Raw genomic sequence first — 24,293 nt, forward strand, 5'->3', positions numbered from 1 at the left:
ATCGCATGGCGCCGGATCCTCGCAGGCCACGGCCCGCACGAGGCCACGACACCGCGGCCGGACGCACACCGTCCACCGACTGGCCCACAATGGCCCGGTGAACGACCTCGATCCGCCGTCCCCCCTCGCCTCCTTCGCCACCCTGCTCACCCCCGAGGGCCGCGCCCTGCTCGACGAGGTGCGCGGCACCGATCCGGCGCAGGAACTGGCCGTCGCCACCCGGCTGCGCCGCGAGCACCCCGCCGCGCTGGTCTCGGCGGCCCTCGGGCAGGCACGGCTGCGGCAGCGGGCGGCGGCGAAGTTCGGGGCCGAGGACGCCGAGCGGATGTACTTCACCCCCAACGGGGTGGAGCAGTCGACCCGCACGACCGTCGCGACACACCGCGCGCAGCGCCTGCGCGCCCTCGGCGTCCGCTCGGTCGCCGACCTCTGCTCCGGCATCGGCGGTGACGCGATCGCACTCGCCCGCGCCGGGATCCGGGTCCTCGCCGTCGACCGGGACCCGCTGACGGTGGCGGTGGCACGCGCGAACGCCGACGCGCTCGGCCTCGCGGACCTGATCGAGGTGCGCGAGGCGGATGTCACGGAGGTGGACGTGTCGGCGTACGAGGCCGTCTTCGTGGACCCCGCACGCAGGGGCGGCCGTGGCCGGATCTTCGACCCGGAGGCATACTCACCGCCCCTGTCGTGGGCGGTCGGCACCGCCTCGAAGGCTCCGCTCGCCGCCCTGAAGATCGCTCCCGGTGTCCCGCACGAGGCGATTCCGGCCGAGGCGGAGGCCGAGTGGATCTCGGACGGCGGGGACGTGAAGGAGGCGGTGCTCTGGTTCGGCACCGAGCCGGGCCTGGTGCGGGCCACGCTGCTGCCGGGTCCGCGCGAGGTACGGGGGCGCGGGCTGCCGGATCCGGCGGTGCGGTCGGTCGGGCGGTATCTGTACGAGCCCGACGGCGCCGTCATCCGTGCCCATCTGGTCGCGGAGGTGGCCGAGGAGCTGGACGGCGGGCTGGTCGACGAGACGATCGCGTACATCACGACGGACGCCGCGCGGGCGACCCCGTACGCCTCCGGTTACCGGATCACCGACCAACTCCCCTTCGGCGTGAAGAAGTTGAAGGCGCTGCTGAGGGAACGGGAGGTGGGAGTACTGACGGTGAAGAAGCGGGGGTCGGCCGTCGAGCCGGAGGAGTTGCGACGGAAGGTGCTTCCGAAGGCGCAGGGTCCGAACTCGGCGACGGTGTTCCTGACCCGGGTCGCGGGGGCGCCGACGATGCTGGTGGGGCACCCGCTGGGCCCTGCCTGATCTCGCCGTCTCAGGACTGCGGCGGGTCCAGTTCACGCACCCGCGCCCGCAGCAGCTCCCTCTCCTGCTCGTTGCGCGTCAGCGCGATCGCCCGTTCGAACTCCGCCCGCGCCTGCGCCGTACGCCCGAGTCGGGCGAGCAGATCCCCTCGGACGCTGGGCAGCAAGTGGTAGTCGCGGAGGGCCGGTTCGGCGGTGAGCGCGTCGACGATTTCCAGGGCGGGCGCCGGGCCGTCCACCATCGAGACGGCGACCGCACGGTTCAACTCCACCACGGGGGACGGCGATCGGACGGCCAGGAGTCCGTACAGGGCGGCGATCTGACCCCAGTCCGTGTCCTCGTACGCGTACGCCTGCGCGTGGCACGCGGCGATGGCGGCCTGGAGGGCGTACGGGCCGGGGCCCGTGGTGGTGACGGCGTTCGCGCGGCCGAGGGCGGCGTAGCCACGGCGGATCAGCATGCGGTTCCAGCGGCGGCGGTTCTGGTCCCTGAGCAGGACCGGCTCGCCCGACGGGCCGGTGCGGGCGGTCGCGCGTGACGTCTGGAGCTCCAACAGTGCGGCAAGTCCGTGCACTTCGGGTTCCTTGGGCATCAACTCGGCCAGTACGCGGGCCAGTCGCAGGGCGTCCTCGCACAGCGCGGGGCGCAGCCAGTCCTCGCCCGCGGTGGCCGCGTACCCCTCGTTGAAGATCAGGTAGATGACCTCAAGGACGGACCCGAGGCGCGCCGCCCGCTCCGGGCCGTACGGCACCTCGAAGGCGACCCCCTTCGTCGCCAGTTTCCGTTTGGCGCGCACGACGCGCTGGGCGATCGTCGCCTCCGGGACGAGGTAGGCGCGGGCGATCTCGGGGGTGGTCAGACCGCCGAGCAGCCGCAGCGTGAGCGCGATGCGGGCCTCGGCGGAGAGGACGGGATGACAGGTGGTGAAGACGAGCCTCAGCAGGTCGTCGTCGATGTCGTCCGGGTCGGCGGGCTCTTCGAAGGGCGTGATCGTGTCCAGGTCACGCCCGATCTCCTCCAGCTTGCGCGCGTAACGCTCCCGGCGGCGTACGAGGTCGATCGCCCGGTGCTTGGCCGCGGCCGTGAGCCAGGCACCCGGGTTGTCCGGCACCCCGTCCCGCGGCCACTGCTCCAGCGCCGCGACCAGGGCATCCTGCGCCAGCTCCTCGGCGATACCGACGTCGCGGACGATGCGGGTGACACCGGCGATGACCCGCGGGGACTCGATCCGGAAGATCGTCTCTACGGTTACCGCGGCGTCGGAGGCGGCTACGCCTTCCGCGGCTGCGGCAGTCTGGGCTGAGGTACGGGGAGTGCTGGGGGGCTGCTGTTCCACAGCAGCCCATCAGACACCCGCGACGGCCGTGAGCCAAGGGCCGCTCAGACACCCGCGACGGCCATGGACCAAGGAACCGCTCAGACACCCGCGGCGACCGTAGGCCAAGGAACCGCTCGCCCGACCGCTCAGCCCTCCGCGATCTCCCGCACCTCGGACGTGACCGTCCAGTGCTCCTCGTGGACCTTGAGGAAGCGCTTGGTCCACTCGATCGCCTCGGCCCTGTCCTTGGCCTGGATGATCGCGTAGCCGCCGACGACCTCCTTGGACTCGGTGAACGGGCCGTCGGTGACGGTCAGTTCACCCTTCTCCCAGCGGACCCGGGTGCCCTGCGAGGAGGGCGTGAGCCCGGCGGTGTCCAGCATCACGCCCGCCTTGGTCATCTCCTCGAGCAGCTCCCCCATCCGCTGCATCAGCTCGGGGCTGGGTCCCTCGGCGGGGGCGTTGGCCTCGTCGATACGGATCATGGACAGGTAGCGCGGCATGGTGACTCCTCCAGCAGTGGGGCGGGGACTGTCCCTGCCTCTCACTCATGCGTCGAACGGGAGACGCCTGTCTCGACACTGTCTCCGGAAACTTTCGAGATTTCTTCCCCAGGGAGCGTTTTCGCAGGTCGCAGCCGCCGTTGCGGCTTCCCGTACAGCACGGCGGCCGCCACGGACGCCGCGGCCAGCAGCCCGGAGGTCAGCCAGAAGGCCGCCGAGAACCCCTGCACGCGCCCCGCGGGACCGGCTCCCGTCGCGCTCGCCGCGACCGTGACCAACACCGCGAGCCCCACGGCTCCACCGACCTGACGCGAGCTGTTGAGCAGCCCGGAGGCCATCCCGGTCTCCGGCGCGGCCACCCCCGTCGTGGCGGCAGTCCCTATCGGTACGAAACACATCCCGATGCCGACACTCGCCAGCGCGGACGGCCCGAGCACCGACAGCCAGAAGCCTCCGTCGACCGCCACGGCGAGCGCGAACCACGCGAACCCGGCCGCGCCCAGCAGCCCGCCCGCCACCAGCAGCGCCCGCGCGCCGACTCGCCCCATCAGGCGGGTGGCGACGGCCGAGCCCACGACGATGCCCGCGCAGAACGGCAGGAACGCACACCCCGTGGCCGTGGGGCCGTAGCCGAGCACCTGCTGCATGTAGAGCGAGGTGAAGTAGAAGGCGGCGATCTGGCCCGCCGACATCAGCAGGGTGAAGACGTTCGCGGCGAGCACCGGGCCACCGGCCAGGATCCCGAGTCGCAGCAGCGGGCGCCGTACGCGCGCCTCCGTGATGGCGAAGGCGCCGAGGAGCAGGACCGCCCCGGCGAGGGTGCCGAGGGTCGGCCCGGCCGTCCAGCCGTACGCCTGCGTGCGAACCAGTCCGAAGACGAGTGCGGTCGTCCCGGCCGTGACCAGCAGGGCGCCCGCCAGGTCGAGCCGCTCCCTCGCCCCCGTATGCCGGTCGGCGGGGACGGCGTACCGGGCCACCGCCAGGGCGGAGATGACCACCGGCACGTTGATGAGCATGACCGCGCGCCAGCCCGCCCAGTCGGTGAGCAGTCCGCCCGCGAGCATCCCGACCGCACCGCCGACCGCGCCGGCCGCGCCCCACAGCCCGAGCGCACGTGAACGGGCCGCCCCCGCCGGATAGTTGGTGGTGATGAGGGCGAGCGCGACGGGGGCCAGACAGGCAGCCCCGACACCCTGCACGGCGCGCGCGGCAATCAACTCCCCCGGCGAGCCGACGAGTCCGCCCGCGAGGCTCGCGGCGCCGAAGACCGCGAAGCCGCCCATGAGCACCCGTCGCCGACCGACGAGGTCGGCGAGCCGCCCGCCGAGCATGAGCAGGCCGCCGAAGGTGAGCGCGTAGGCGTTGACGACCCAGGTCAGCGACTCACCGCCGAATCCGAGGTCGCTGCCGATGGCCGGCAGCGCGACATTGACGACGGACATGTCGAGCGAGACGAGGAACTGCACGGCGAGGAGTACGGGCATGAGCCCGGCTCGCCAACGAGCTTGCTGTATCTGCGAGTTCACCATGACAGGCAGGTTACTATACGCGTATAGAAATTCAACGGGGGAGAATGCTCCCGTGGCAGAAAAAGGAAGTGCGGAGAGCGGGACCAAGCCAGTGGGGCGCCCGCGCCGTATCGAGGCATCGCAGATCGTCGACGTGGCCCGGCGGATCATCCGGGAGGAGGGCGTCGACGCCGTCTCCATGCGCCGGGTCGCCAAGGAGGTCGGCACGACGCCGATGGCGCTCTACCACCACGTACGCGACAAGGACGAGTTGCTGATGCTCACCCTGTCCGGCATGGCGGCCACGGTCCCGCGCCCCGCGCTGCCCGAGGACCCGCGCGACCGCGCCCTGGCCACCGCCCTCCACATGCACGCGGTGCTGCGCAGCATGCCCTGGGTGGTCGAGGTCCTGGGCCTCGGCGACCTCACGGACAGGGGCGCGCTGTGGATGGTCGAGGAGATCATCGCCTCCGCCGTCGCCTGCGGTCTCACTCCCGACGAGGCGGTCCGCGCGTACCGCACCATCTGGTACTGCGTGTACGGCGACCTCGTCTTCCGCCGCGCCGTCGACCGCCGGGCGGCGGAGCCGGACCGCAAGCGGCACTTCCCCGCCCTGCTGAAGGACGAGGACGCTGCTGAACTCCCCTACCTGACAGCCCTGTCGGACCGATGGGAGGACCTGACGGAGGGGTACGACGTGACGGTGCAGCTGCGGGCGGTGGTGGACGGGGCGCTGCGGCGGGACTCCCGGACGTCCGGGGCGTGACAGGAACGCTGCCAGGGTTTGCTCAGTCGGCGAGGTCCTTCGGCTTCTCGGTGTCCAGGGGGAAGCCGACGGGTTCGGGCAGCTCGATCGCGGCGCCGAAAGGCCGAGCGTTACCCGAGCGGCATATGCCGTCTTCCGGATCTGAATACACCGTGACAGCCGCGGCTTCCCTGTCGATCAACAGGTGGACGGCGATACCCGTGGCCGCGTAAGCAGTCCCCCGAAAGGGCCGGGCCGGGTCGTCACCTGAGTGACGCCCACAGATCGCTCGCCTCCGGCTCGTTCGCCACCACCCTGTTCGGGTCCGAGGGCGCCGTCACGACCGGCATGGTGACCGTCGTGAGCGCGTCCGCGGGCAGCGACTGCAGGCTCTGGCCGAGGCTGATCAGTTCGGTCAGCGAGTCGAGACCGGTGTCGGTCGTGAGGCTGCCGGTGACCGCGTCGGCGACCTTGTAGAGCTTGGCGGGGTCGGTGAGCAGATCGGTCGTCCGGATCTGCTCCAACAGGGCTTTCACCAAGGTCTGCTGGAGGCCTATCCGGCCCAGGTCGCTGCCGTCGCCTATGCCGTGCCGGGTGCGCGCGAGGGCCAGCGCCTGGGTGCCGTCGAGGTGGTGGGTGCCCGCCTCCAGGTGCAGGTGGCTGTCGTCGTCGTCGATGTCCTCGTCCGTGGTGACGGTGACGCCGCCGAGCGCGTCCACGAGGTCCGCGAAGCCGGAGAAGTCGATCTCGATGAAGTGGTCCATGCGGACGTTGGTGATGGCCTCGACCGTCTTCACCGCACAGACCGGACCGCCCACCGAGTAGGCGCTGTTGAACATCGAGTTGTACGCCACCGCGGTCGTCCCACCGGACGAGGTGGGGCACGACGGGCGGGTGACCAGGGTGTCGCGCGGGATGCTGACCACCGTCGCCGCGGTACGGCCCTCGTCGATGTGGACGACCATCGCCGTGTCGGAGCGGGCACCCGAGCTGCTGCCGCCGCCCAGCGCCGCGTTCTCCTCGCCGCTGCGGGAGTCGGAGCCGAGGACCAGGATGTTGAGCGCCCCGCTGGGGAGCGGGGTCGCGGAGGCCGAAGCGGAGGCGGAGGCGGCCGCCGAGGGCGTCGACACGATCTTCGGCGGGCGGTCGTCGCCGAGCGCGCTGTTGATGTCGACGCTCTTGATGTTCTGGTTCAGGTGCCAGTAGGTCCAGCCCGCCCCCGCGGCTGCGAGCACGAAGGCGCCGGCGAACACGATCCCGGCGGCTTTCAGCAGGCCCCGCCGCCGGCCCCCACGTCTCCCGACGCCCACGTAGTCGTCCCCGCGCTCGTATTCAGCAGTCACGCGCAGGAACATAAGTCCGAATTATTACGAGCAGGAACTCTTCTGGGCTTTCCTTCGGAAAATCTCAGACTTCTCAGGCCTGGCTAAGGTCCGAACGCCGAAACCCAAAACATCGCCCCAGTGTCAGGACACCGACTCGAACCGCCACCGATGGACGGCCCGGCCGACCAACTCCCCGTCCGGCTCCGGAAGTTCGGGCAGTTCGGCGTCGTAGGGCGCGTCCCACCAGGTGATGACGAGCACCCGGTCCTGCGGCGCCCGGAAGATCTCCTGACGCAGTGGCGGGGCCGCCAGCTCCTGCTTCCGCACCCAGTCGAGCAACTCCTCGCCGCGCCCGGAGACAGCCCGCGCCTCCCACATCAGCGCGACGCTCACGAGTACAGGTTCTCCTTGCTGACCTCATGCACATGGTCATGGGAATGTCCGTGTCCGGGCACATGCGTGTCGGTCACCGGCAGCGACGAGTCCGCCGACAGATCCCAGTCGGAGGCGGACCGGTTCCGCGCCACCATCTCGGCGCCCAGCGCGGCCACCATCGCTCCGTTGTCCGTGCACAGCTTCGGCCGCGGCACCCGCAGCCGGATCCCGGCGGCCTCGCACCGCTCCTGGGCGAGCACCCGCAAGCGGGAGTTGGCGGCCACCCCGCCGCCGATCATGAGGTGGTCGACGCCCTGGTCCTTGCAGGCCCGTACGGCCTTGCGCGTCAGCACGTCGACGACCGCCTCCTGGAAGGACGCGGCGACATCGCGCACCGGCACCTCCTCCCCCGCCGCCCGCTTGGCCTCGATCCAACGGGCCACGGAGGTCTTCAGACCGGAGAAGGAGAAGTCGTACGCCGCGTCGCGCGGCCCGGTGAGCCCGCGCGGGAACGCGATCGCCTTCGGGTCGCCCTCCTTCGCGTACCGGTCGATGACCGGGCCGCCGGGGAAGCCGAGGTTCAGCACCCGCGCGATCTTGTCGAAGGCCTCGCCGGCCGCGTCGTCGATGGTCGCGCCGAGCGGCCGTACGTCGGAGGTGATGTCACTCGAAAGGAGCAGCGAGGAGTGGCCGCCGGAGACGAGCAGCGCCATGGTCGGCTCGGGCAGCGGACCGTGTTCGAGCTGGTCGACGCAGATGTGCGAGGCGAGATGGTTCACGCCGTACAGCGGCTTGCCCAGCGCATAGGCGTACGCCTTCGCCGCCGAGACCCCGACGAGCAGCGCACCCGCGAGCCCGGGGCCGGCGGTCACCGCGATCCCGTCCAGGTCCGAGGCGGCGATCCCCGCCTCCTTCAGGGCGCGCTGGATGGTCGGCACCATGGCTTCGAGGTGCGCCCGCGAGGCGACCTCGGGCACCACCCCGCCGAAGCGCGCGTGCTCGTCGACGCTCGACGCGATGGCGTCCGCGAGCAGCGTGGTGCCGCGGACGATGCCGACGCCGGTCTCGTCGCAGGAGGTCTCGATGCCGAGGACGAGCGGTTCGTCAGCCATTGCTCTCAACCATTGATCTCGGTTCCTTGTACGCCGTTTACTGAGGTGGAAGGGTCGTTGAGGCGCATCACGAGGGCGTCGACGTTCCCCGGCTGGTAGTAGCCGCGCCGGAACCCGATGGCCTCGAAGCCGAAGCGCTCGTACAGCTTCTGCGCGCGCACGTTGTCCACCCGGCACTCGAGCAGCACCTCGGCGCACTCGAACGCGGTCGCGGCCCGCAGCAGTTCGGCCAGCAGCCGTGCGCCAAGCCCCGTGCCCCACTGCTCGCGGCGTACCGCGATCGTCTGTACGTCGCCCAGGTCGCCGGAGGCCGCGAGTCCCGCGTACCCGAAGAGGCGCCCCTCGTCCTCGGCCACGACATAGCGACGCGTCGCCTCGGGCCCCCGCGAATGGGCCAGCTCGGACCAGAACATCCCCCGCGACCAGGCGTCCTCGGGGAAGAGGTCCTTCTCCAGCTCCAGTACGGGATCGATGTCCCACCAGCGCATCTCGCGCAGCACGGGGGTCACTTGGGGGTGACCACCTTGTAGTTCTTGGGCACCTGGGCGTCGGGGCGGCGCAGGTAGAGCGGCCGGGGGACGGCCAGTTCCTCGCCCGCGGCGAGCTTCTCCGCGGCCAGGGAGGCCAGCGCGGCCGCCGAGACGTGCTCGGGCGCGCGGGCGTCCGGGAAGGTGTCGGGGTAGAGCAGCGCGCCCGCCCCGACGACGGGCAGACCGCCGAGGTCCAGGTCCGCGGGCCGGTCCACGGCGGGCTCCGACACGCGGGTACGGGGATCGGCGTACCGCGCCCAGTAGACCTCCTTGCGCCGTGCGTCGGTCGCCACGACGAAGGGGCCCTCGATGTCGGCCGCGTACGCGAGGCCGTCGAGGGTGCACAGGCCGTACGCGGGCACGCCGAGCGCGAGAGCGAAGGTGTCGGCGGTCATGAGGCCGACGCGCAGTCCGGTATAGGGGCCCGGGCCGACGCCGACCACGATGCCGGTGACGGCGTCGAGACGCAGGCCGGCCTCGGCGAGCACCCGGTCGACGGCCGGCAGCAGCAGTTCCCCGTGCCGACGTGCGTCCACCTGGCTCGACGCGGCGATGACGGATGTGCCGTCGTGCAGGGCGACGGTCACGGCGGGGGTGGCGGTATCCAGAGCGAGCAAGAGCACGCAAACAGCGTACGGCGCCCGAGCCTGACGTACGGCCGCCCCGGTCTGCCGGGCCCCTCCTGCTACCGTCACCACAAGCGACGTACAGGGTAAGAACGTGGTTCGAGAGGTAGGCGCACAAGGTGGCTAGGAGCAGCTCGGGAATCGTGGCCGGGCTCACCGTGGCGGCGATCGCCGGGGTCGGTTTCCTCGCCTACCAGGCGTCCGCGAGCGTGCCGGACACCCTGGGCAAAGCGGACACGAGCGTGACGCCCAAGGCCTCCGTCTCGAAGACCCCCGGGGCCCCGGCGAACCCGAACGCGCTGCCCACCGCGTCCGGCACCGGTGAGCGCGTCGTCTACGCGACCGGCAACGACCGCGTGTGGCTGGTCGCCGCGAACAACAAGGTGCAGCGCACCTTCGAGGTCACCCCCGGCACGGTGGACCCGACCGTCGGCACCTACGCCGTCACGACCCGCGCCAACGCGGTCACCGGGTCGGACGGGGTGCAGATCGAGCACGTCGTACGGTTCACCAGCGTCGACGGCATCGCGATCGGCTTCAGCGCGGCCCTCAACGGCTCGACCACCGCCCCGGACGCCGCCCGGAAGCTCGGCGGCATCCGCGAGTCCCGCGCGGACGGCGACGCGATGTGGACCTTCGCGACGGTGGGCGTGAAGGTCGTGGTCGTCCAGTAGAGCGCCCCCTCAGGGGCCCCGTCAGGGGCGCGGGGCTGTGACATATATGCGGCTCCGCCGCGTGGGCGCGACCAGCCCCCACCGGACCCGCGGAAACCGGCCCCGCGGACAAGGACTACGCGGCCCGACGGGGCTGTTCGACACCGGCGGGCTCGGACACCTCGGGCAGTGGCGCGCGCGGCGCACGCGAAACCGCCTCGGCGAGAACGCACGACGCCAGCAGATCCCGCATCGACACCCCGACGGCCACCCGCGGCTGCTGCGCCGGCACGTCACGTTCTGAAGCCGACCGTTCTGAAGCGGACATGGACGCCTCCTGGAGCTTCGGGGGCCACCGTGGTTAGGTAGACCTAACCACGGACTGATGTCCATGTGACCACGCCCAGGACGCGAAACGCAACAGCTTGCCGACGTCTTGTCGGAACGTTATTCGAATGTACGAAGAATCCCGCGCGTGTACGAAGAATCCCGCGCGCCCACCCGCTCCCAGGCCGAGCGCGGGCATGTTCAGGCCGAGAGCGCGTGTGTTCAGGCCGAGAGCGCCGACAACCCGCTCAGATCGGCCGTCGCCCAGCGCTCGCCGAGCCCGGTCAGCGTGACGTGTCGTACCTCGTCCGTGGTGTCCCCCACGGCCCGGTGGATCACGACCTGGAGCCGGTCGTCGGTCAGCTCCTCGACCTTGCCCTCGCCCCACTCCACGACGATCACCGAGTCGGACAGCGAGACGTCGAGATCGAGGTCCTCCATCTCGTCGAGCCCGCCACCGAGGCGGTACGCGTCCACGTGGACGAGCGGCGGACCCTCGCCGAGGGAGGGGTGCACGCGCGCGATGACGAAGGTCGGCGAGGTGACCGCACCCCGTACACCGAGCCCCTCTCCCAGGCCGCGGGTCAGCGTCGTCTTGCCCGCGCCGAGCTCGCCGTTCAGCATCACCAGGTCGCCCGCGCGCACCAGCTTGGCCAGGCGGAGGCCCAACTCGCGCATCTGCTCCGGAGAGTTGACGGTGATCCGGACGCCGACGCCCCCCGCGGTGGGCTCAGCCGGGCTGTGCGGTGCTGCTGGTCGTTCCATAGCCAGCAACCGTAGCCCCTGCCGGTACGGCTCCCGCGCGCATCAGGAGGTCGGCGAGACGGTCCGTGACGACCTCGGGGTGCTCCAGCATCACGAGGTGTCCGGCGTCCGGTACGAGCACCAGCTCGGCGTCCGGCAGCAGGTCCGCGATCGCCTCGCTGTGCTCGCTCGGGGTCACCAGGTCCTTGACGCCGGCGAGGACGAGGACGGGCATGTCCGCGAAGTGCACGAGCGCCGCGGTCTTGTCGTGTTCGGTGAACGCCGGGTAGAACTCGGCGACCACGTCGATCGGCGTGCCCTCGATCATCCGCTCGGCGAACCGCTCGACCGCCGGGTCGACGTCCTTGCTCGCGAACGAGTACCGCTTGATGATCCCGGCGAACAGATCGGCGGTGACCCGCCGCCCCCGCTCCACCAGGGCGGCCTGCTGACCGAGCGCCTTCAGCACACTCGGCAGCGCCCATCGCACCGCGTTGACGCCCGCGACGGGCAGCCCGAAGTTGACCTCGCCGAGCCGCCCCGACGACGTACCGACCAGTGCGACGGCGACGACCCGGTCGCGGATGAGGTCGGGGTACCGGTCGGCCAGCGCCATCACCGTCATCCCGCCCATGGAGTGCCCGACCAGCACGATCGGCCCCTCCGGCACGGCCGCGTCGATGACGGCCTTGAGGTCCTGGCCGAGCTGGTCGATGGTGACCGGCGTCCCGTCCTTGACCTGGGCGACACCCCGGCCGGACCGCCCGTGGCTGCGCTGGTCCCAGTGCACCATGCGCACGACTCCGCGCAGCGCGGCCCGCTGGAAGTGCCAGGAGTCCTGGTTGAGGCAGTAGCCGTGGCTGAAGACGACGGTGACGGGGACCGGGGCCTTGCGGCCGAACAGACGCCGTCGGCGACCGCCCAGTGGGGCCTCGGGCTCGGCGTCGTCGACCTCGTAGTACAGCTCCGTGCCGTCGTCCGCGTACGCCTTGCCGGGAGTGCCGCGCAGGGCGCCGTACGGTCCCGCCGAGTCGAGGGCGAGCCGGGCCCGCTCCCGCATACCGCGGCCGACCGTGAGCCGCTCTATGGCGACGCCGGCGGCGGCACCCGCCGCGACCACGCCTATGGCGACGCCCGCGATCCCGGCCTTGCGCCAGTTCCCGGCGGAGGCGGCGACCGCCGAGGCCGCACCCGCGACGGCCCCCGCGCTGCTCTCGCTCACTTCCCGCTCCTCTTCGCCGGTTTCCGCACTCTTCGGTGACCTGGCGTGCCCGCGCCGCACACCACGTCGCTGCACGCCTCTTCGCTGTTACCCGTTTTGTTCGTCATTCACCTTCACGTACACACGGGGTACGCGGGTTCCGATCCGGGTGACGATTTCGTACGCGATGGTGCCCGCGGCCCGTGCCCAGTCCTCGGCGGTCGGCTCGCCCCGGTCGCCGGGCCCGAACAGCACCGCTTCCGTGCCGACTTCCGGCTCGTCCCCGCCGAGGTCGACGACGAACTGGTCCATCGCGATCCGTCCGGCGACCGTCCGCAGCTTGCCGCCGACCAGCACGGGGCCGGTGCCGGAGGCGTGCCGAGGGATGCCGTCCGCATAGCCGACGGGCACGAGGCCGAGGGTCGTGGCACCGGAGGTGAGGTAGTGATGCCCGTAACTGACGCCGTGTCCCCCCTCCACGTGCTTCACCAGCGCGATCGACGCGCTCAGCGTCATCACCGGGCGCAGCCCGAAGTCGGCCGGGGTGCCGATCTCGGGGCTCGGCGAGAGGCCGTAGACCGCGATTCCCGTGCGGACTAGGTCGAAGTGGCTCTCGGGAAGGGTCAGCGTGGCGGGCGAGTTGGCGATGTGCCGCACCTCGGGGCGGACGCCGCGCTCCTCGGCGTACGTCACCAGCTCGCGGAAAAGGGTGAGTTGGGCCTGGATGGAGGGGTGGCCGGGTTCGTCGGCGCAGGCGAAGTGCGACCAGAGGCCGGTGACGGTGATCAGCCCGTCGGCCTCGGCGCGCAGGGCCCGCGCGACGAGTTCGGGCCAGTCGGCGGGCTGCGCGCCGTTGCGTCCGAGTCCGGTGTCGGCCTTCAGCTGGACACGGGCGGGCCTGCCGACATCCCTCGCCGCCCGGGTGACCTCCTCCAGCGCCCACAGCCCGCTCACCGACACGTCGAGGTCGGCCTCGATGGCCTGGGCCCAGGGGCCGCCGGGCGTCCAGAGCCAGCACATGATGCGCCCCGGCAGTCCGGCCGCCCGCAGCGCGAGGGCCTCCTCGGGGGTGGCCGTGCCGAGCCAGGTGGCACCCGCCTCACGCGCCGCGCGGGCACACGGGACCGCCCCGTGGCCGTACGCGTCGGACTTGACCACGGCCATCACGGCCGCGGACGGCGCATGGGCGCGCAGAGTCCGCACATTGGCCCGAAGGGCGGCCAGATCGATCTCGGCGCGGGCGCGCAGGGGTGCTGTCTCGTTCATAGCGCCTCCAGTCTCTCAGAGGCATCGGACAGCACCCGGGCACCGGTACCTCTCAGGAACCGGCCCTGCGGCCCCATACATAAACCCGGTCGCCCTTCTTGAGGACGCCCCACAACTTGCGTGCGTCGGCGAGCCGCAGATTCACGCAGCCCCACGAGCCGACGGTGGTGTAGATGCTGCCGTACACGGCGTGGAAGGCCTGTCCGCCGTCGAAGAACTGGCTGTACGGCATGGAGGTGTTGTAGAGCGTCGACCAGTGGTTCTTGTGCTTCCAGTAGATCTTCTTCCACCCGGTCCGGGTCCCGTACCCGGCCCGCCCGCTGCGCATCGGCACCGGCCCGTACACGACCTTCTTCCCCTTCTGCACCCAGGTGAGCTGCCGGGTGAGATCCACACAGGCCACGCGGTAGGACCGGACGGGACACTTCTTGGCCGCGTTCGGGTTCTTCTTCGCCGACAGCAACTGCATCTGGGCCCAGGTGACAGGCCCGGCGAAACCGATGCTCGGCTTGATCTTGTGCTTCGTCTGGAAGCCACGGATCGCGAGGCAGTCGGCGCCGGACTGCTTCCCGTCCACCTTCAGCCTCAGCCACCGCTCGACCTGCCGCTGGTAGGGCCCGGTCTGCTTGCTGCACGCCACCTTCGCGGCGGCGTCCCCGAGCGGCACATACTCGACGAGCGCGTACGTCCCCTCCATCGCGTCCCGCGGCTCGACGGCGTCCTCCGAGCCAGTCGGCGCGTACACCTTCGGCGCCAGAACCTGGTCGGGCGTATCAATCTGCCACGGCTGATACGGCCCCGGCGCCACCCCGGGCACCAGCTCCGCCTCCGGCCCAGCAGCAGGCGGAACAGGCTCCGCATACGCCACCCCACCAGGCAGCACCACCACCGCGGCAAGCATCACCGCAATCCCACGACAAGTCATTCGTCTGCTGATCATGTGATCAGCCATACGCAATGGAGGAGGGGGTGGGGGTGAGCCGCGCGGGGGGAGTCGCCCGTTAGGCGGGGGCGAGGGCTTTCAGCGCCGGCCGGGCACCTTCAGCCCGTCCGGCGTTTGAGGACGAGGCCGTCCAGGCCGAAGCGGGGGTCTGGGGGCGGCAGCCCCCAGAAACGGGACGGGAAGGGGCGGAGGGGGCGAAAAAAACACCCACTCAGCCAGACACATCCCGCCAGGCATCCGGAATCGCAGCAGCCACATCATGCGCCCCCGCAGGTGCCCCATCCGCAGCAAACCGCCCCGCAAGCCCATGCAGATACGCGGCAACGCTCCCCGCGTCCAACGCCGACAACCCAGCCGCGAGCAACGACCCCGAAAGCCCCGACAACACGTCCCCACTCCCCGCAGTGGCAAGCCACCCCGTCCCGGTGGAATTCACCCGCACAACCCCACCCCCCGCATCGGCCACCACCGTGGTCGACCCCTTGAGCAGCACAGTCGCCCCATACAGCCCCGCAAGCTCCCGCACGGCAGCCAGTCGACCCCCCTCGACGGACTCCCGCGCGACCCCGAGCAGCGCCGCGGCCTCCCCGGCATGCGGAGTCATCAAGGTCGGCGCCCTCCGCCCCCGTACGACATCGCGTTCCGCCAACCGCAACCCGTCGGCGTCCAACAGCACCGGCACATCCGCCGCCAGCGCCTCCGCCACGGCCGACGCGTCGTCCCCGGCCCCGGGCCCCACGACCCACGCCTGTACCCGCCCCGCCTTCTCGGGCCCCTGGTCGGACACCAGCGTCTCCGGGAACCGGGCGAGCACCGTGTCCGCCGCCGGCCCCACGTACCGTACGGCCCCCGCTCCGCCCCTCAACGCCCCCGCCACGGCGAGCACGGCAGCCCCGGGATACCGCGCCGACCCGGCGGCGATCCCGACGACGCCCCGCCGGTACTTGTCGCTCTCCGCCCCCGGCACCGGAAGCAGGGCCGCCACGTCCGCGTGCTGGAGGGCCTCCAAGTCGGGCTCGTCCGGCAATTCGAGCCCGATGTCGACGAGCCGCACCGACCCGGCGTACTCCCGCGCCGGATCGATCAGCAGCCCTGGCTTGTGCGTCCCGAAAGTGACCGTCAGGTCGGCGCGGACTGCGGCGCCGCGCACCTCACCGGTGTCCGCCTCGACCCCGCTGGGCAGATCGACGGCGACGACGGCGGCGCGGGAGCCGTCGAGGACCCCGACCAGCGCGGCCGCGTCGGGCCGGAGCCCGCCCCTGCCCCCGATCCCGATGATCCCGTCGAGGACGAGGTCGGCCCGCCGGATCGCTTCCTCGGCGGTACCGGGCGGGGCCACCGTGCCACCCGCCCGCCGCAGCGCGGCCAGCCCTGCGCCATGACTCCGCTCGGGCGCGAGCAGCACCGCGGTGACCCCGGCCCCTCGCCGTGCCAACCGCGCCCCGGCGTACAGGGCGTCGCCCCCGTTGTCACCACTACCGACCAGCAGCACGACGCGGCTTCCGTACACCCGCCCCAGCAACTGTCCGCAGGCCGCGGCGAGCCCGGCAGCAGCCCGTTGCATCAGGGCCCCGTCCGGAAGCCGGGCCATCAGCGAACGCTCCGCCGCCCTCACCGTCTCCACGCTGTACGCAGTACGCATACGTTCGAGTCTCCCGTACGGCACCCCGAACCACAGCCCCAACCGTGGACGCACCGGCCGACCGGGCTACCCCTCCGCCACCACCACGGCCGAGGCCACCCCCGCGTCATGACTCAGCGAGACATGCCACGACCGGACCCCCAGCTCAGCCGCGCGAGCCGCCACCGTGCCGGTCACCCGAAGCCGCGGCTGCCCAGTGCTCTCGACGTAGACCTCGGCGTCGGTCCAGTGCAGGCCGGCCGGGGCGCCCAGCGCCTTGGCCAGCGCCTCCTTCGCCGCGAACCGAGCCGCGAGCGAGGCAGCGCCCCGTCGCTCACCACTCGGCAACAGCAACTCACTCTCCAGGAAAAGCCGTTCGGCCAGCCCGGGCGTCCGCTCCAGCGAAGCCCGGAACCGATCGATCTCAGCCACGTCGATACCGACCCCGATGATGCTCATGCCGGGCACCTTACGGCCGGTGGCCTACTGGTACGTGACGTCGGCGACCGCGCCAGGGACGCGGTGCGGCCGCAGACGTGGACCGTGCGGCGGCCATTCCTCAGGCCCTGCCTACTTGACGTCGACGAAGTCACCGGCCGCGCTCACAGAGCCGGTGCTGGTGGTGCCGGCGAAGGCGAAGCGGTAGTAACCGTCGAGGTTGGCCTTGGTGGTGGTCTTCAGGACGCCGGTGCTGCTGGACTTGACCGTCTTGAGGGTGGTGTAGGTGGTGCTTCCCTTCTTGCGGAACTGCAGCTTCACGGGCTGGGTCCCGTAGCCCGCGTACTTGCCGGTGGTCCAGTTGGCGCGGCTCAGGTTGCCGGTGACCGTGATGGTCTTGCCCTTCTTCACCGGCTCCGGGGAGGCGTTGACGGTCAGCTTGGCGGCGCGCTTGATCTTGGTGGTGGCGACGTTGTCGTCGACACTGGCGTTCGCGTAGAGGTCGTAGGCGCCGAGGAACAGTTTCCAGGTCCCGGCGGCGCCGTTGCCCTGAAAGTCGCTCGCGGCGTCGAGGTTGAAGACGCCCTTGCAGCTGTAGACGCCGATCTGGGTCGTCGACTCCGTGCACTCGACGTTTTCGTCCGTCCCCAGGGAGCCGGTGATGCCTTCCACGGTCGAGCTGTCGGTGCCCTGCCACAGGTACGCCACCGAGAGAGCGACGCCGCTCGCGTTGGAGGCGGTGTACGTGACGGTGACGGACTTCTTGGTGGTGGTGCCGAGGACGATGTCCTTGCCGCCGTTGACGACCGCGTTCGAGAACTCGGTGCCACCCAACGAGTCGTTCGGAAGAACGGTCTTCGAGCCGAAGGTTCTGAGCTCCGTCGACACACCCGGACGCTCCGACGTCTGGGCGACGGCCGGAAGAGCGAGCGCGGAAAGAACAACAGCGCCGGCAAGAACGACGGCAGCAGCGCGTACACGCATGAAATCCCCCACAGTGAATCGAGAGACCCCGCCGAACTATCCCCCCGGCAGGGCCTGTTGAGACGCTGAATCGTACATACCCAGAGCTGACAGCCCCTCAGCTTGTGAGCCGGATCACGCCGGATTACGCCAGATCACGCAGGTCGCGCGCCGGGGCCGCAACCGGCGGCGACAGCCCGCGACGTCGATGGCGAACGGGGACGGCACACCTAGGCCGCACATTCGGTAATGGGTATTTGGTGAGCTCTTCTGGCTTGGGAGGCCCCCTGGTGCCTGGCCCTGGCGGGAACGTGGGTGGGTCAGCGGCGCGGTGCTGACAAGTCGTACACAGCCCAGTCGGCGAGCAGGACGTATCCGACGCGCTTGTAGAGGGCGTTGCTGGTGGGGTTGGCCGGGTCGGTGTACAGCACGACCTCCTTCGCACCGGCGGCCAGCGCGGCCCGGCTCACCGCCACCGTCACGGCGCCCGCGTAGCCGCGACCACGCAGATGGGCAGGGGTGTAGACGGGATCCACCCGAACCATCCCTCCAATCAACGAAGTCATGGCCGCCATGGAGACCGGAGTACCGTCCGGGGTCTCCCAGAACGAGAAGTGCTTGTCCGCGAAACGTGTGTCGGCCCAGGAGTCGGGGAGGACCTCGTCAACAGTGGCGGCGAACTCATGGCACCAGCGCACGACTTGCTCAAGGTCCTGCTCGCCCGCGACGCGAACCCGACCCTCCGGGACCGGCTCCGGCGGGGTGAGCGTGCCGAGACGATAGAGATGCAAAGGCTGGCGGAATACCGCCGTCGCTCCCGTGTGCCGCTCCCACGCCTCGGCGAACGCGGTAGCGGTGTCGTGGTCTCCACTGACGCCGGGGAGCGGGTGGCCAAGGCCGGCCAGCCGAGCGGCAAGCACGTCGGCCTCGTCGCGAGTGAAGTCGGCGGTGAGCCCCAGGAGACCGGCCGGACTACGGCGATACAAGACGGCCCGAACCTCTCCCCCTCGCTCCAACCACCCGAATACGGCGGCTTCGGCACCCCGCGCATCCGCTCCGCCGATCCGCAACTTCTCGACCGTCGTCAGCATGGTGGTGTGCCAAGCGGGCCGCGAGCGCAGAAAGACCCCGGCCCGCACAAGAAAGTCTTCGACGTCTTCAGTGAGGTACCAGCCATCCGATCGCATGCCCCATGATTTCCCACGCCGCGGACACACCCACGGTTTCCCGCCAGGGCAAGGCGCCAGGGGACCTCCCAGCCACGGGAACCTCACCACTCCACCCCACCTGTACCTCCCCTCTCCCCCTACGCCGCAGCAAGCTCGCACCACACGTACTTGCCCCGCCTCCCGTCCCTGGCCAGTGGCTGCCAGCTCCAGAGGTCGGCGCACGCCAGGACCAGGGCCAGCCCGCGCCCCTCCTCCAGGTCGGCGCCTTCGTCGAACGGTCGGGGCGGCTCCGGCGGCCGGGGGTCGGCGTCCGCGTCATCCCCTTCGACCTGGACGGCTTCGGCGGATCCTGGACCGCCATGACGTACGCGGGAGGCCCCGTACTCAAGTTGGACACCGTCGTACGCGATGCATCCCACGGCGCGGCCTTCATCGATTCCGAAGCCCAACTCGGCGCCTTTCGAACGCTCTTCCGTAAAAGGGAGGCCGCATCGCTCGACCCCGAACGGTCGCGCGACTTCATCCACAGGTTGGCGAAAGAGCTGTGAGGCACTCCATGGACACCCCCGACAACTGGCGGAAGTCGTCCTACTCAGGCCCTGACGATGGCAACGAGTGCGTGGAGATCGCCAACTCACCCACCCACATAGCCATCCGCGACTCCAAAACCCCGGCCGGCCCCACCCTCCCCTTCCCGGCCGGAGCCTTCACCACCTTCATCACGTCCCTCAAATCTCACTCCACCGTCACCGACTTCGCCAGGTTCCGAGGCTGATCCACCTCGTTCCCCCGAGCCGTGGCCAACTCACAGGCGAACACCTGCAAGGGCACGGTGGCGACGAGCGGTTGGAGCAGAGTCGGCGTAGCCGGAATCCGAATCAAGTGATCCGCGTACGGCACCACCGCCTCGTCCCCCTCCTCCGCGATGACGATGGTGCGTGCGCCCCGCGCCCGGATCTCCTGGATGTTGGACACGATCTTGTCGTGGAGTACGGAGCGCCCGCGGGGCGAGGGCACCACCACGACCACCGGCAGATCCTCCTCGATCAGCGCGATCGGCCCGTGCTTCAGCTCGCCGGCCGCGAAGCCCTCGGCGTGCATGTAGGCGAGCTCCTTGAGCTTGAGCGCACCCTCCAGGGCCACCGGATAGCCCACGTGCCGCCCGAGGAAGAGCACCGTGTTCTTGTCGGCGAGGGAGCGCGCAAGGTCACGTACGGGCTCCATGGTCTCCAGAACCCGCTCCACCGAGCCGGAGATCTCGGCCAGATCCCGGATCACGTCCTGGATCTCGTCCCCCCACTTGGTCCCGCGCACCTGGCCCAGGTACAGCGCGACCAGGTAACAGGCCACCAACTGCGTCAGGAACGCCTTGGTCGAGGCGACGGCGACCTCAGGACCCGCATGTGTGTACAGCACCGCGTCCGACTCCCGGGGAATCGTCGAACCGTTGGTGTTGCAGATGGCGAGCACCTTCGAGCCCTGCTCGCGCGCATGCCGCAGCGCCATCAGCGTGTCCATGGTCTCGCCGGACTGGGAGATGGCGATCACCAGGGACCGCACGCCCAGAATCGGATCGCGGTACCGGAACTCGCTCGCCAGTTCCACCTCGCACGGGATCCGCGTCCAGTGTTCGATGGCGTACTTGGCGATCAGCCCGGCGTGGAAGGCGGTCCCGCACGCCACGATGACGACCTTGTCGATCTCGCGCAGTTCGTGAACCGGAATCCGCACCTCGTCCAGCTTCAGCAGGCCGGAGACATCGATGCGACCGAGCAAGGTGTCGGCGACCGCCTTGGGCTGCTCGGCGATCTCCTTCAGCATGAAGTAGTCGTAGCCGCCCTTCTCGGCGGCTGACGCGTCCCAGTCCACGTGGAACGCGCGTACGTCGGCGGGCCGACCGTCGAAACCGGTGACCGTCACACCGTCCCGGCGCAGCTCCACCACCTGGTCCTGGCCCAGCTCGATCGCCGACCGCGTGTGGGCGATGAACGCGGCGACGTCCGAGGCGAGGAAGGCCTCGCCCTCGCCGACGCCCACCACGAGCGGCGAGTTCCGTCGCGCCCCGACGACCACGTCGGGCTCGTCGGCGTGCACGGCGACCAGCGTGAACGCGCCCTCCAGGCGTCGGCACACCAGCCGCATCGCCTCGGCCAGGTCGCCGCAGACCGAGAACTCCTCGGCGAGCAGATGGGCGACCACCTCGGTGTCCGTCTCGGAGGCCAGGCGGTGCCCGCGCTCGGCCAGTTCGGCCCGCAGCACCGCGAAGTTCTCGATGATCCCGTTGTGCACGACGGCGACCCGACCGGCGTTGTCGAGATGCGGGTGGGCGTTCGCGTCCGTGGGCCCGCCATGCGTGGCCCAGCGCGTGTGCCCGATCCCCGTCGACCCGGCCGGCAGCGGCCGTTCGACCAGCTCCTTCTCCAGGTTGACCAGTTTCCCGGCCTTCTTCGCGGCGGCAAGCCCACCGTCCGCCGGCACGGCGACCCCCGCCGAGTCGTACCCCCGGTACTCCAGCCGCTTCAGTCCGGCCATCACCACGTCAAGCGCCGACTGCGACCCCACGTATCCCACGATTCCGCACATGAGCGGCAGCCTAAAGGCCGGAAGCCGGACGATCCCGGCACTCCGTGCCCGAAATCGGAAATTCCGGCCAGGGGTGACTATCAGCCACCCCCGACCGATACCACCATCGAGCCCCTCACCCTCTCCCCCCACCCACACACAGCCGCGTTCAGCTCTGCGGCCGCAGGCCGTCCATGACGACGGTGACGAAGCCGTCCGCGAGTTGCCGTGACGCCGCGTCCGAACGCGCGATCGCATACGCCATCTCGCCCAGCAGCGTGGTGGCGACGTCGATGTCGATGTCCGTCCGCATCCCGCCCGCATCCCGGGTGCGGGCCACCAGCGCCCGGAACGCCTCACGAAGCTCGGTCCGACGGGCGGCGGTCAGGGGTGCCTTCACCCCCCTGAGCTGCTCGTTCATGATCCAGTGGGCGGACTGGAACGCGATCAGATCGAGCAGGAAGGCACGCAGCGCCTGCCGGGGGTCAGTTCCCGAGCCGGGTTCGGCTCCAGAGCCGGAGTCGGCCCCCGAGCCGGAGTCGGACAGCACACCCCCAGCCCGCCGAATCAACGGATCAAGCAGCTCCGCCACAGCCGCGTCAACGAGCGCGTCCTTGTTCCCGAAGGCGCGTACGACAGTGGCCGCGCCCAGGCCGGCCTGCCGGGCGATGGCCTCCACCGTGATGGTGGCGTCCCGTTGCTTCAGCAGCGCCTTGGTGGCCTCCAGCGCAAGCAGCCGGTTGCGTACGGCGTCGGCCCGGCGGGGTTGGGAGTCGGGTCCCGAAGCGGTTGACATCTGGAATGCCTCTTCCATATCTTTAAATGGAACGTCTATTTCAGTTATTTTATGAGTCCGGGAGAACCTGTGCAAGCACTGATCACCACACCGCAAACCCCCACCGGCCTGCGACTCGACGAGATACCCGATCCGACGCCGGGGACGGACGAGGTCCTGGTCGAGATCGAACTGTTCACGGTTGTCGCCGACCACTTCGCCCATGCCGCCACCCTGCCGGTCGGCAGCGTGCCCGGGTTCGACGCGGTGGGCACGGTGGTGCGCGGGACCGGCGACGGTTCCGGGCCGGCCGTCGGCACCCGCGTGGCCACCCTCCTCATCGGGAACGCGTGGGCGGGGCTGCGGGCCGTACCGACCGGGGAGCTCGCGACCGTGCCCGGAAACGTCGACCCGGGCCAGGCCGGCGTGATGCTGATCCCGGGGGTGAGCGCACTGCGTGCCATCCGCAGGCTGGGCGCGCTCACCGGCAAGCGCCTGCTGATCACCGGAGCCGCCGGTGCGGTCGGGCACTTCGCCATCCAGCTGGGCCGGTTGGCCGGGGCGGAGGTGATCGCCTCGGTACGCGACCTCGGCGCCCGGGACAGGTTGCGCGCGCTCGGCGCAGCCGAGGTGGTGACCCGCCTGTCCGACCTCTCCGCACCGCCACACGATGTCATCGACTCGGTCGGGGGGCCGCTGCTGGCCGAGGCGTTCGACCTGCTGGCCGAGGGAGGCGTCATCCAGCAGGTAGGTGCCGGCTCGGGACAACCCACCACCTTCGCCCCCTACCAGCTGATCGGAAGGCGTCGCCGCATCGAGAGCTTCTACGCGGGCGACGGCTTCGGACCTGATCTTGCCTACCTGCTCGGCCTCATGGCGACAGGCCGCCTCACGCCGCTCGATGGCGAACGTGCCGACTGGCACGACATCGAAGCCGTCGCCCAACGCCTGAATGCAGCGGACACCCCGCGCCGGATGGTGGTGGCCACACGATGAACGAGCCAATCCTGATCTCCGGGGCCGGCATCGCCGGACAGACCCTGGCCCACTGGCTGGCCCGGCACGGGTTCCGGGCCACGCTGGTGGAGCGGGCCCCGCGACTGCGCACGGGCGGCCAGGGAGTCGACGTACGGGACCAGGCGATCGAAGTGGCCGAGCGGATGGGCATCCTGCCCGGGCTCCGGGCACTGGCCGCCGACATCCACGGCATGAGGTTCGTGGACGGTGCCGGCGAGAGCCTGGCGAGCATCGACTTGGGAGGCATCAAGAACAAGCCGACGAGCGTCGACTTGGAGGGCGCCAGGAACACGTACGGCAATGGCGAGATCGAGATCATGCGCGGCGACCTGGTGGAGATCCTCCACGCGGAGACCGAGAACGAGGTCGAGTACCTCTTCGGTGACTCCATCCGGACACTGGAACAGACCGATGACGGCGTGACGGCCGCCTTCGAACGTGGACCCACTCGCCGATTCGGCCTGGTCGTCGGCGCCGACGGACTGCACTCCACGGTCCGCCGCCTGGCCTTCGGCCCCGAATCAGCATTCCTCCGGTACCAGAACCACTACGCAGCCTTCGGGAACGCGGACTCGGCTCTGGGCGAGGACCGTTGGATCACCGTGCACAACACACCGGGCAGGATGACCGGGATCTACCGCTCGGGCAACCACGCCCAGGCCAAGGCCTACTTCATGTTCCGTCGGCGTCGGCCACCGGCCTACGACTACCGCGACGTCGACCAGCACAAACGGCTCCTGCGGGCCGAGTTCGCGGGCGAGTCCTCGTGGTGCGTGCCAGAACTGCTCGCGGGCGCACTCGCCGATCCCGACCTCTACTTCGACACCCTCAGCCAGGTACGCATGCCGTCGTGGTCGACGGGACGCGTGGTGCTCGTGGGCGACGCGGCCCACTGCGCCTCCCCGGTCTCGGGTGCCGGGGCGGAACTGGCCCTGGTCGGCGCATACCGGCTCGCCGGAGAACTCGCAGCGGCGGACGGGGACCATCGGCTCGCCTTCCGCCGGTACGAGGAAAGCCATCGGGAACTGGTCGGGCGCAAGCAGCAGATCGGCCCCAACATCCGCCTCATCGTGCCGAGGAGCCCCATCGGCATACGGACACGGAACGCCGTGACCCGGCTCCCGTTGCAGAAGTCCATGGCCGGGATGGAACGCATTCTGCGGCCCAAGAACACCACCCCACTGACGGACTACGACCCCCAGCACCGAGGCCGCACTCCCTGAGGGACGGTGGGAAGCGGAGCGTGACGCACCCCACGCGCAAGCCCGTCCA

The 24,293-nt window shown here is 70.5% G+C and carries 25 protein-coding genes and 2 pseudogenes; 7 read left to right on the top strand and 20 right to left on the bottom strand.

Annotation, left to right across the window (positions count from 1 at the left end; translation table 11 throughout):
* Positions 1 to 97 precede the first annotated feature (97 nt).
* Positions 98 to 1,300 carry an SAM-dependent methyltransferase gene (locus ACIPC1_RS30600; RefSeq protein ID WP_402522781.1) on the top strand — a complete coding sequence of 401 codons (1,203 nt, stop codon included), beginning with the start codon at positions 98 to 100 and terminating at the stop codon, positions 1,298 to 1,300.
* Positions 1,301 to 1,310: 10 nt separating this feature from the next.
* On the opposite strand, the gene ACIPC1_RS30605 is transcribed toward ACIPC1_RS30600, so the two are convergent.
* From ACIPC1_RS30605 to ACIPC1_RS30615, 3 genes are all read right to left on the bottom strand, one after another.
* Positions 1,311 to 2,636 (bottom strand): RNA polymerase sigma factor, encoded by a 1,326-nt coding sequence (locus tag ACIPC1_RS30605; protein ID WP_402522783.1) that lies wholly within the window; start codon positions 2,634 to 2,636, stop codon positions 1,311 to 1,313.
* Between the two features lie 128 nt (positions 2,637 to 2,764).
* Entirely contained in the window at positions 2,765 to 3,121 is a 357-nt protein-coding gene (locus ACIPC1_RS30610) for a YciI family protein (protein ID WP_402522785.1), read from the bottom strand.
* A 41-nt stretch (positions 3,122 to 3,162) separates the two neighbouring features.
* Entirely contained in the window at positions 3,163 to 4,650 is a 1,488-nt protein-coding gene (locus ACIPC1_RS30615) for an MFS transporter (RefSeq protein ID WP_402522787.1), read from the bottom strand.
* A 52-nt stretch (positions 4,651 to 4,702) separates the two neighbouring features.
* On the opposite strand from ACIPC1_RS30615, the gene ACIPC1_RS30620 reads away from it, so the two are divergent.
* A complete protein-coding gene (locus tag ACIPC1_RS30620) occupies positions 4,703 to 5,395 on the top strand; it encodes a TetR/AcrR family transcriptional regulator (RefSeq protein ID WP_402522789.1) in 693 nt (230 codons plus the stop codon).
* 242 nt (positions 5,396 to 5,637) lie between these two features.
* On the opposite strand, the gene ACIPC1_RS30625 is transcribed toward ACIPC1_RS30620, so the two are convergent.
* The 5 genes from ACIPC1_RS30625 to tsaB form a co-directional block, all read right to left on the bottom strand.
* On the bottom strand, positions 5,638 to 6,729 hold the full coding sequence (locus tag ACIPC1_RS30625; protein WP_402522791.1) for an LCP family protein: 1,092 nt from the start codon (positions 6,727 to 6,729) through the stop codon (positions 5,638 to 5,640).
* Positions 6,730 to 6,840: 111 nt separating this feature from the next.
* Positions 6,841 to 7,092 (bottom strand): hypothetical protein, encoded by a 252-nt coding sequence (locus ACIPC1_RS30630; RefSeq protein ID WP_402522794.1) that lies wholly within the window; start codon positions 7,090 to 7,092, stop codon positions 6,841 to 6,843.
* A complete protein-coding gene (tsaD, locus tag ACIPC1_RS30635) occupies positions 7,089 to 8,186 on the bottom strand; it encodes a tRNA (adenosine(37)-N6)-threonylcarbamoyltransferase complex transferase subunit TsaD (protein WP_402522796.1) in 1,098 nt (365 codons plus the stop codon). Before tsaD ends, ACIPC1_RS30630 begins: the two co-directional genes overlap by 4 nt.
* Before the next feature lie 5 nt (positions 8,187 to 8,191).
* The gene (rimI, locus tag ACIPC1_RS30640) at positions 8,192 to 8,674 is read right to left on the bottom strand and encodes a ribosomal protein S18-alanine N-acetyltransferase (protein ID WP_402522985.1); all 483 of its coding nucleotides are present in this window, start codon (positions 8,672 to 8,674) and stop codon (positions 8,192 to 8,194) included.
* Between the two features lie 17 nt (positions 8,675 to 8,691).
* The gene (gene tsaB / locus ACIPC1_RS30645) at positions 8,692 to 9,339 is read right to left on the bottom strand and encodes a tRNA (adenosine(37)-N6)-threonylcarbamoyltransferase complex dimerization subunit type 1 TsaB (protein WP_402522799.1); all 648 of its coding nucleotides are present in this window, start codon (positions 9,337 to 9,339) and stop codon (positions 8,692 to 8,694) included.
* 122 nt (positions 9,340 to 9,461) lie between these two features.
* On the opposite strand from tsaB, the gene ACIPC1_RS30650 reads away from it, so the two are divergent.
* A complete protein-coding gene (locus tag ACIPC1_RS30650) occupies positions 9,462 to 10,016 on the top strand; it encodes a hypothetical protein (RefSeq protein ID WP_402522801.1) in 555 nt (184 codons plus the stop codon).
* A 115-nt stretch (positions 10,017 to 10,131) separates the two neighbouring features.
* Here the strand turns inward: ACIPC1_RS30650 and ACIPC1_RS30655 are convergent, their stop codons facing one another.
* The 10 genes and pseudogenes from ACIPC1_RS30655 to ACIPC1_RS30700 all read right to left on the bottom strand — a co-directional run.
* The gene (locus ACIPC1_RS30655) at positions 10,132 to 10,323 is read right to left on the bottom strand and encodes a hypothetical protein (RefSeq protein ID WP_384380506.1); all 192 of its coding nucleotides are present in this window, start codon (positions 10,321 to 10,323) and stop codon (positions 10,132 to 10,134) included.
* 221 nt (positions 10,324 to 10,544) lie between these two features.
* A complete protein-coding gene (tsaE, locus tag ACIPC1_RS30660) occupies positions 10,545 to 11,087 on the bottom strand; it encodes a tRNA (adenosine(37)-N6)-threonylcarbamoyltransferase complex ATPase subunit type 1 TsaE (protein ID WP_402522804.1) in 543 nt (180 codons plus the stop codon).
* Positions 11,053 to 12,288 carry an alpha/beta fold hydrolase gene (locus tag ACIPC1_RS30665; RefSeq protein WP_402522807.1) on the bottom strand — a complete coding sequence of 412 codons (1,236 nt, stop codon included), beginning with the start codon at positions 12,286 to 12,288 and terminating at the stop codon, positions 11,053 to 11,055. The genes tsaE and ACIPC1_RS30665 overlap by 35 nt, the downstream gene beginning before the upstream one ends.
* An 87-nt stretch (positions 12,289 to 12,375) precedes the next feature.
* Positions 12,376 to 13,533 carry an alanine racemase gene (gene alr / locus ACIPC1_RS30670; protein ID WP_402522810.1) on the bottom strand — a complete coding sequence of 386 codons (1,158 nt, stop codon included), beginning with the start codon at positions 13,531 to 13,533 and terminating at the stop codon, positions 12,376 to 12,378.
* A 52-nt stretch (positions 13,534 to 13,585) separates the two neighbouring features.
* Complete coding sequence (locus tag ACIPC1_RS30675) at positions 13,586 to 14,434, bottom strand: L,D-transpeptidase (RefSeq protein ID WP_402522813.1); 849 nt, start codon at positions 14,432 to 14,434, stop codon at positions 13,586 to 13,588.
* Between the two features lie 253 nt (positions 14,435 to 14,687).
* The gene (locus tag ACIPC1_RS30680) at positions 14,688 to 16,118 is read right to left on the bottom strand and encodes an NAD(P)H-hydrate dehydratase (protein WP_402522815.1); all 1,431 of its coding nucleotides are present in this window, start codon (positions 16,116 to 16,118) and stop codon (positions 14,688 to 14,690) included.
* Between the two features lie 66 nt (positions 16,119 to 16,184).
* Positions 16,185 to 16,556 carry a holo-ACP synthase gene (locus ACIPC1_RS30685; RefSeq protein WP_384380488.1) on the bottom strand — a complete coding sequence of 124 codons (372 nt, stop codon included), beginning with the start codon at positions 16,554 to 16,556 and terminating at the stop codon, positions 16,185 to 16,187.
* Positions 16,557 to 16,667: 111 nt separating this feature from the next.
* Complete coding sequence (locus ACIPC1_RS30690) at positions 16,668 to 17,519, bottom strand: hypothetical protein (protein WP_402522818.1); 852 nt, start codon at positions 17,517 to 17,519, stop codon at positions 16,668 to 16,670.
* A gap of 299 nt (positions 17,520 to 17,818) precedes the next feature.
* Positions 17,819 to 18,685 carry a GNAT family N-acetyltransferase gene (locus tag ACIPC1_RS30695; protein ID WP_402522820.1) on the bottom strand — a complete coding sequence of 289 codons (867 nt, stop codon included), beginning with the start codon at positions 18,683 to 18,685 and terminating at the stop codon, positions 17,819 to 17,821.
* A gap of 119 nt (positions 18,686 to 18,804) precedes the next feature.
* Positions 18,805 to 18,978: pseudogene (locus tag ACIPC1_RS30700) on the bottom strand (ATP-binding protein); the annotation flags it as partial.
* Between ACIPC1_RS30700 and ACIPC1_RS30705 the strand changes: the two are divergent.
* Positions 18,970 to 19,215 (top strand): annotated as a pseudogene (locus ACIPC1_RS30705) (Scr1 family TA system antitoxin-like transcriptional regulator); the annotation flags it as partial. The pseudogenes ACIPC1_RS30700 and ACIPC1_RS30705 sit on opposite strands and share 9 nt — an antisense overlap.
* Before the next feature lie 8 nt (positions 19,216 to 19,223).
* Positions 19,224 to 19,442: a DUF397 domain-containing protein gene (locus ACIPC1_RS30710; protein ID WP_402522823.1), complete on the top strand. Its 219-nt coding sequence runs from the start codon at positions 19,224 to 19,226 to the stop codon at positions 19,440 to 19,442.
* On the opposite strand, the gene glmS is transcribed toward ACIPC1_RS30710, so the two are convergent.
* Together glmS and ACIPC1_RS30720 are read right to left on the bottom strand one after the other, a co-directional pair.
* A complete protein-coding gene (gene glmS / locus ACIPC1_RS30715; protein ID WP_402522826.1) occupies positions 19,403 to 21,250 on the bottom strand; it encodes a glutamine--fructose-6-phosphate transaminase (isomerizing) in 1,848 nt (615 codons plus the stop codon). The genes ACIPC1_RS30710 and glmS overlap by 40 nt on opposite strands.
* A gap of 148 nt (positions 21,251 to 21,398) precedes the next feature.
* Positions 21,399 to 22,025, bottom strand: a complete 627-nt coding sequence (locus ACIPC1_RS30720; protein ID WP_402522828.1) for a TetR/AcrR family transcriptional regulator — start codon at positions 22,023 to 22,025, stop codon at positions 21,399 to 21,401.
* 69 nt (positions 22,026 to 22,094) lie between these two features.
* Between ACIPC1_RS30720 and ACIPC1_RS30725 the strand changes: the two genes are divergently transcribed.
* Complete coding sequence (locus ACIPC1_RS30725; RefSeq protein ID WP_402522830.1) at positions 22,095 to 23,000, top strand: zinc-binding dehydrogenase; 906 nt, start codon at positions 22,095 to 22,097, stop codon at positions 22,998 to 23,000.
* A complete protein-coding gene (locus ACIPC1_RS30730) occupies positions 22,997 to 24,244 on the top strand; it encodes an FAD-dependent monooxygenase (RefSeq protein WP_402522832.1) in 1,248 nt (415 codons plus the stop codon). The genes ACIPC1_RS30725 and ACIPC1_RS30730 overlap by 4 nt, the downstream gene beginning before the upstream one ends.
* Positions 24,245 to 24,293: the final 49 nt, after the last annotated feature.

The organism is Streptomyces sp. NPDC087263, from assembly GCF_044744645.1.
GTDB lineage: Bacteria > Actinomycetota > Actinomycetes > Streptomycetales > Streptomycetaceae > Streptomyces.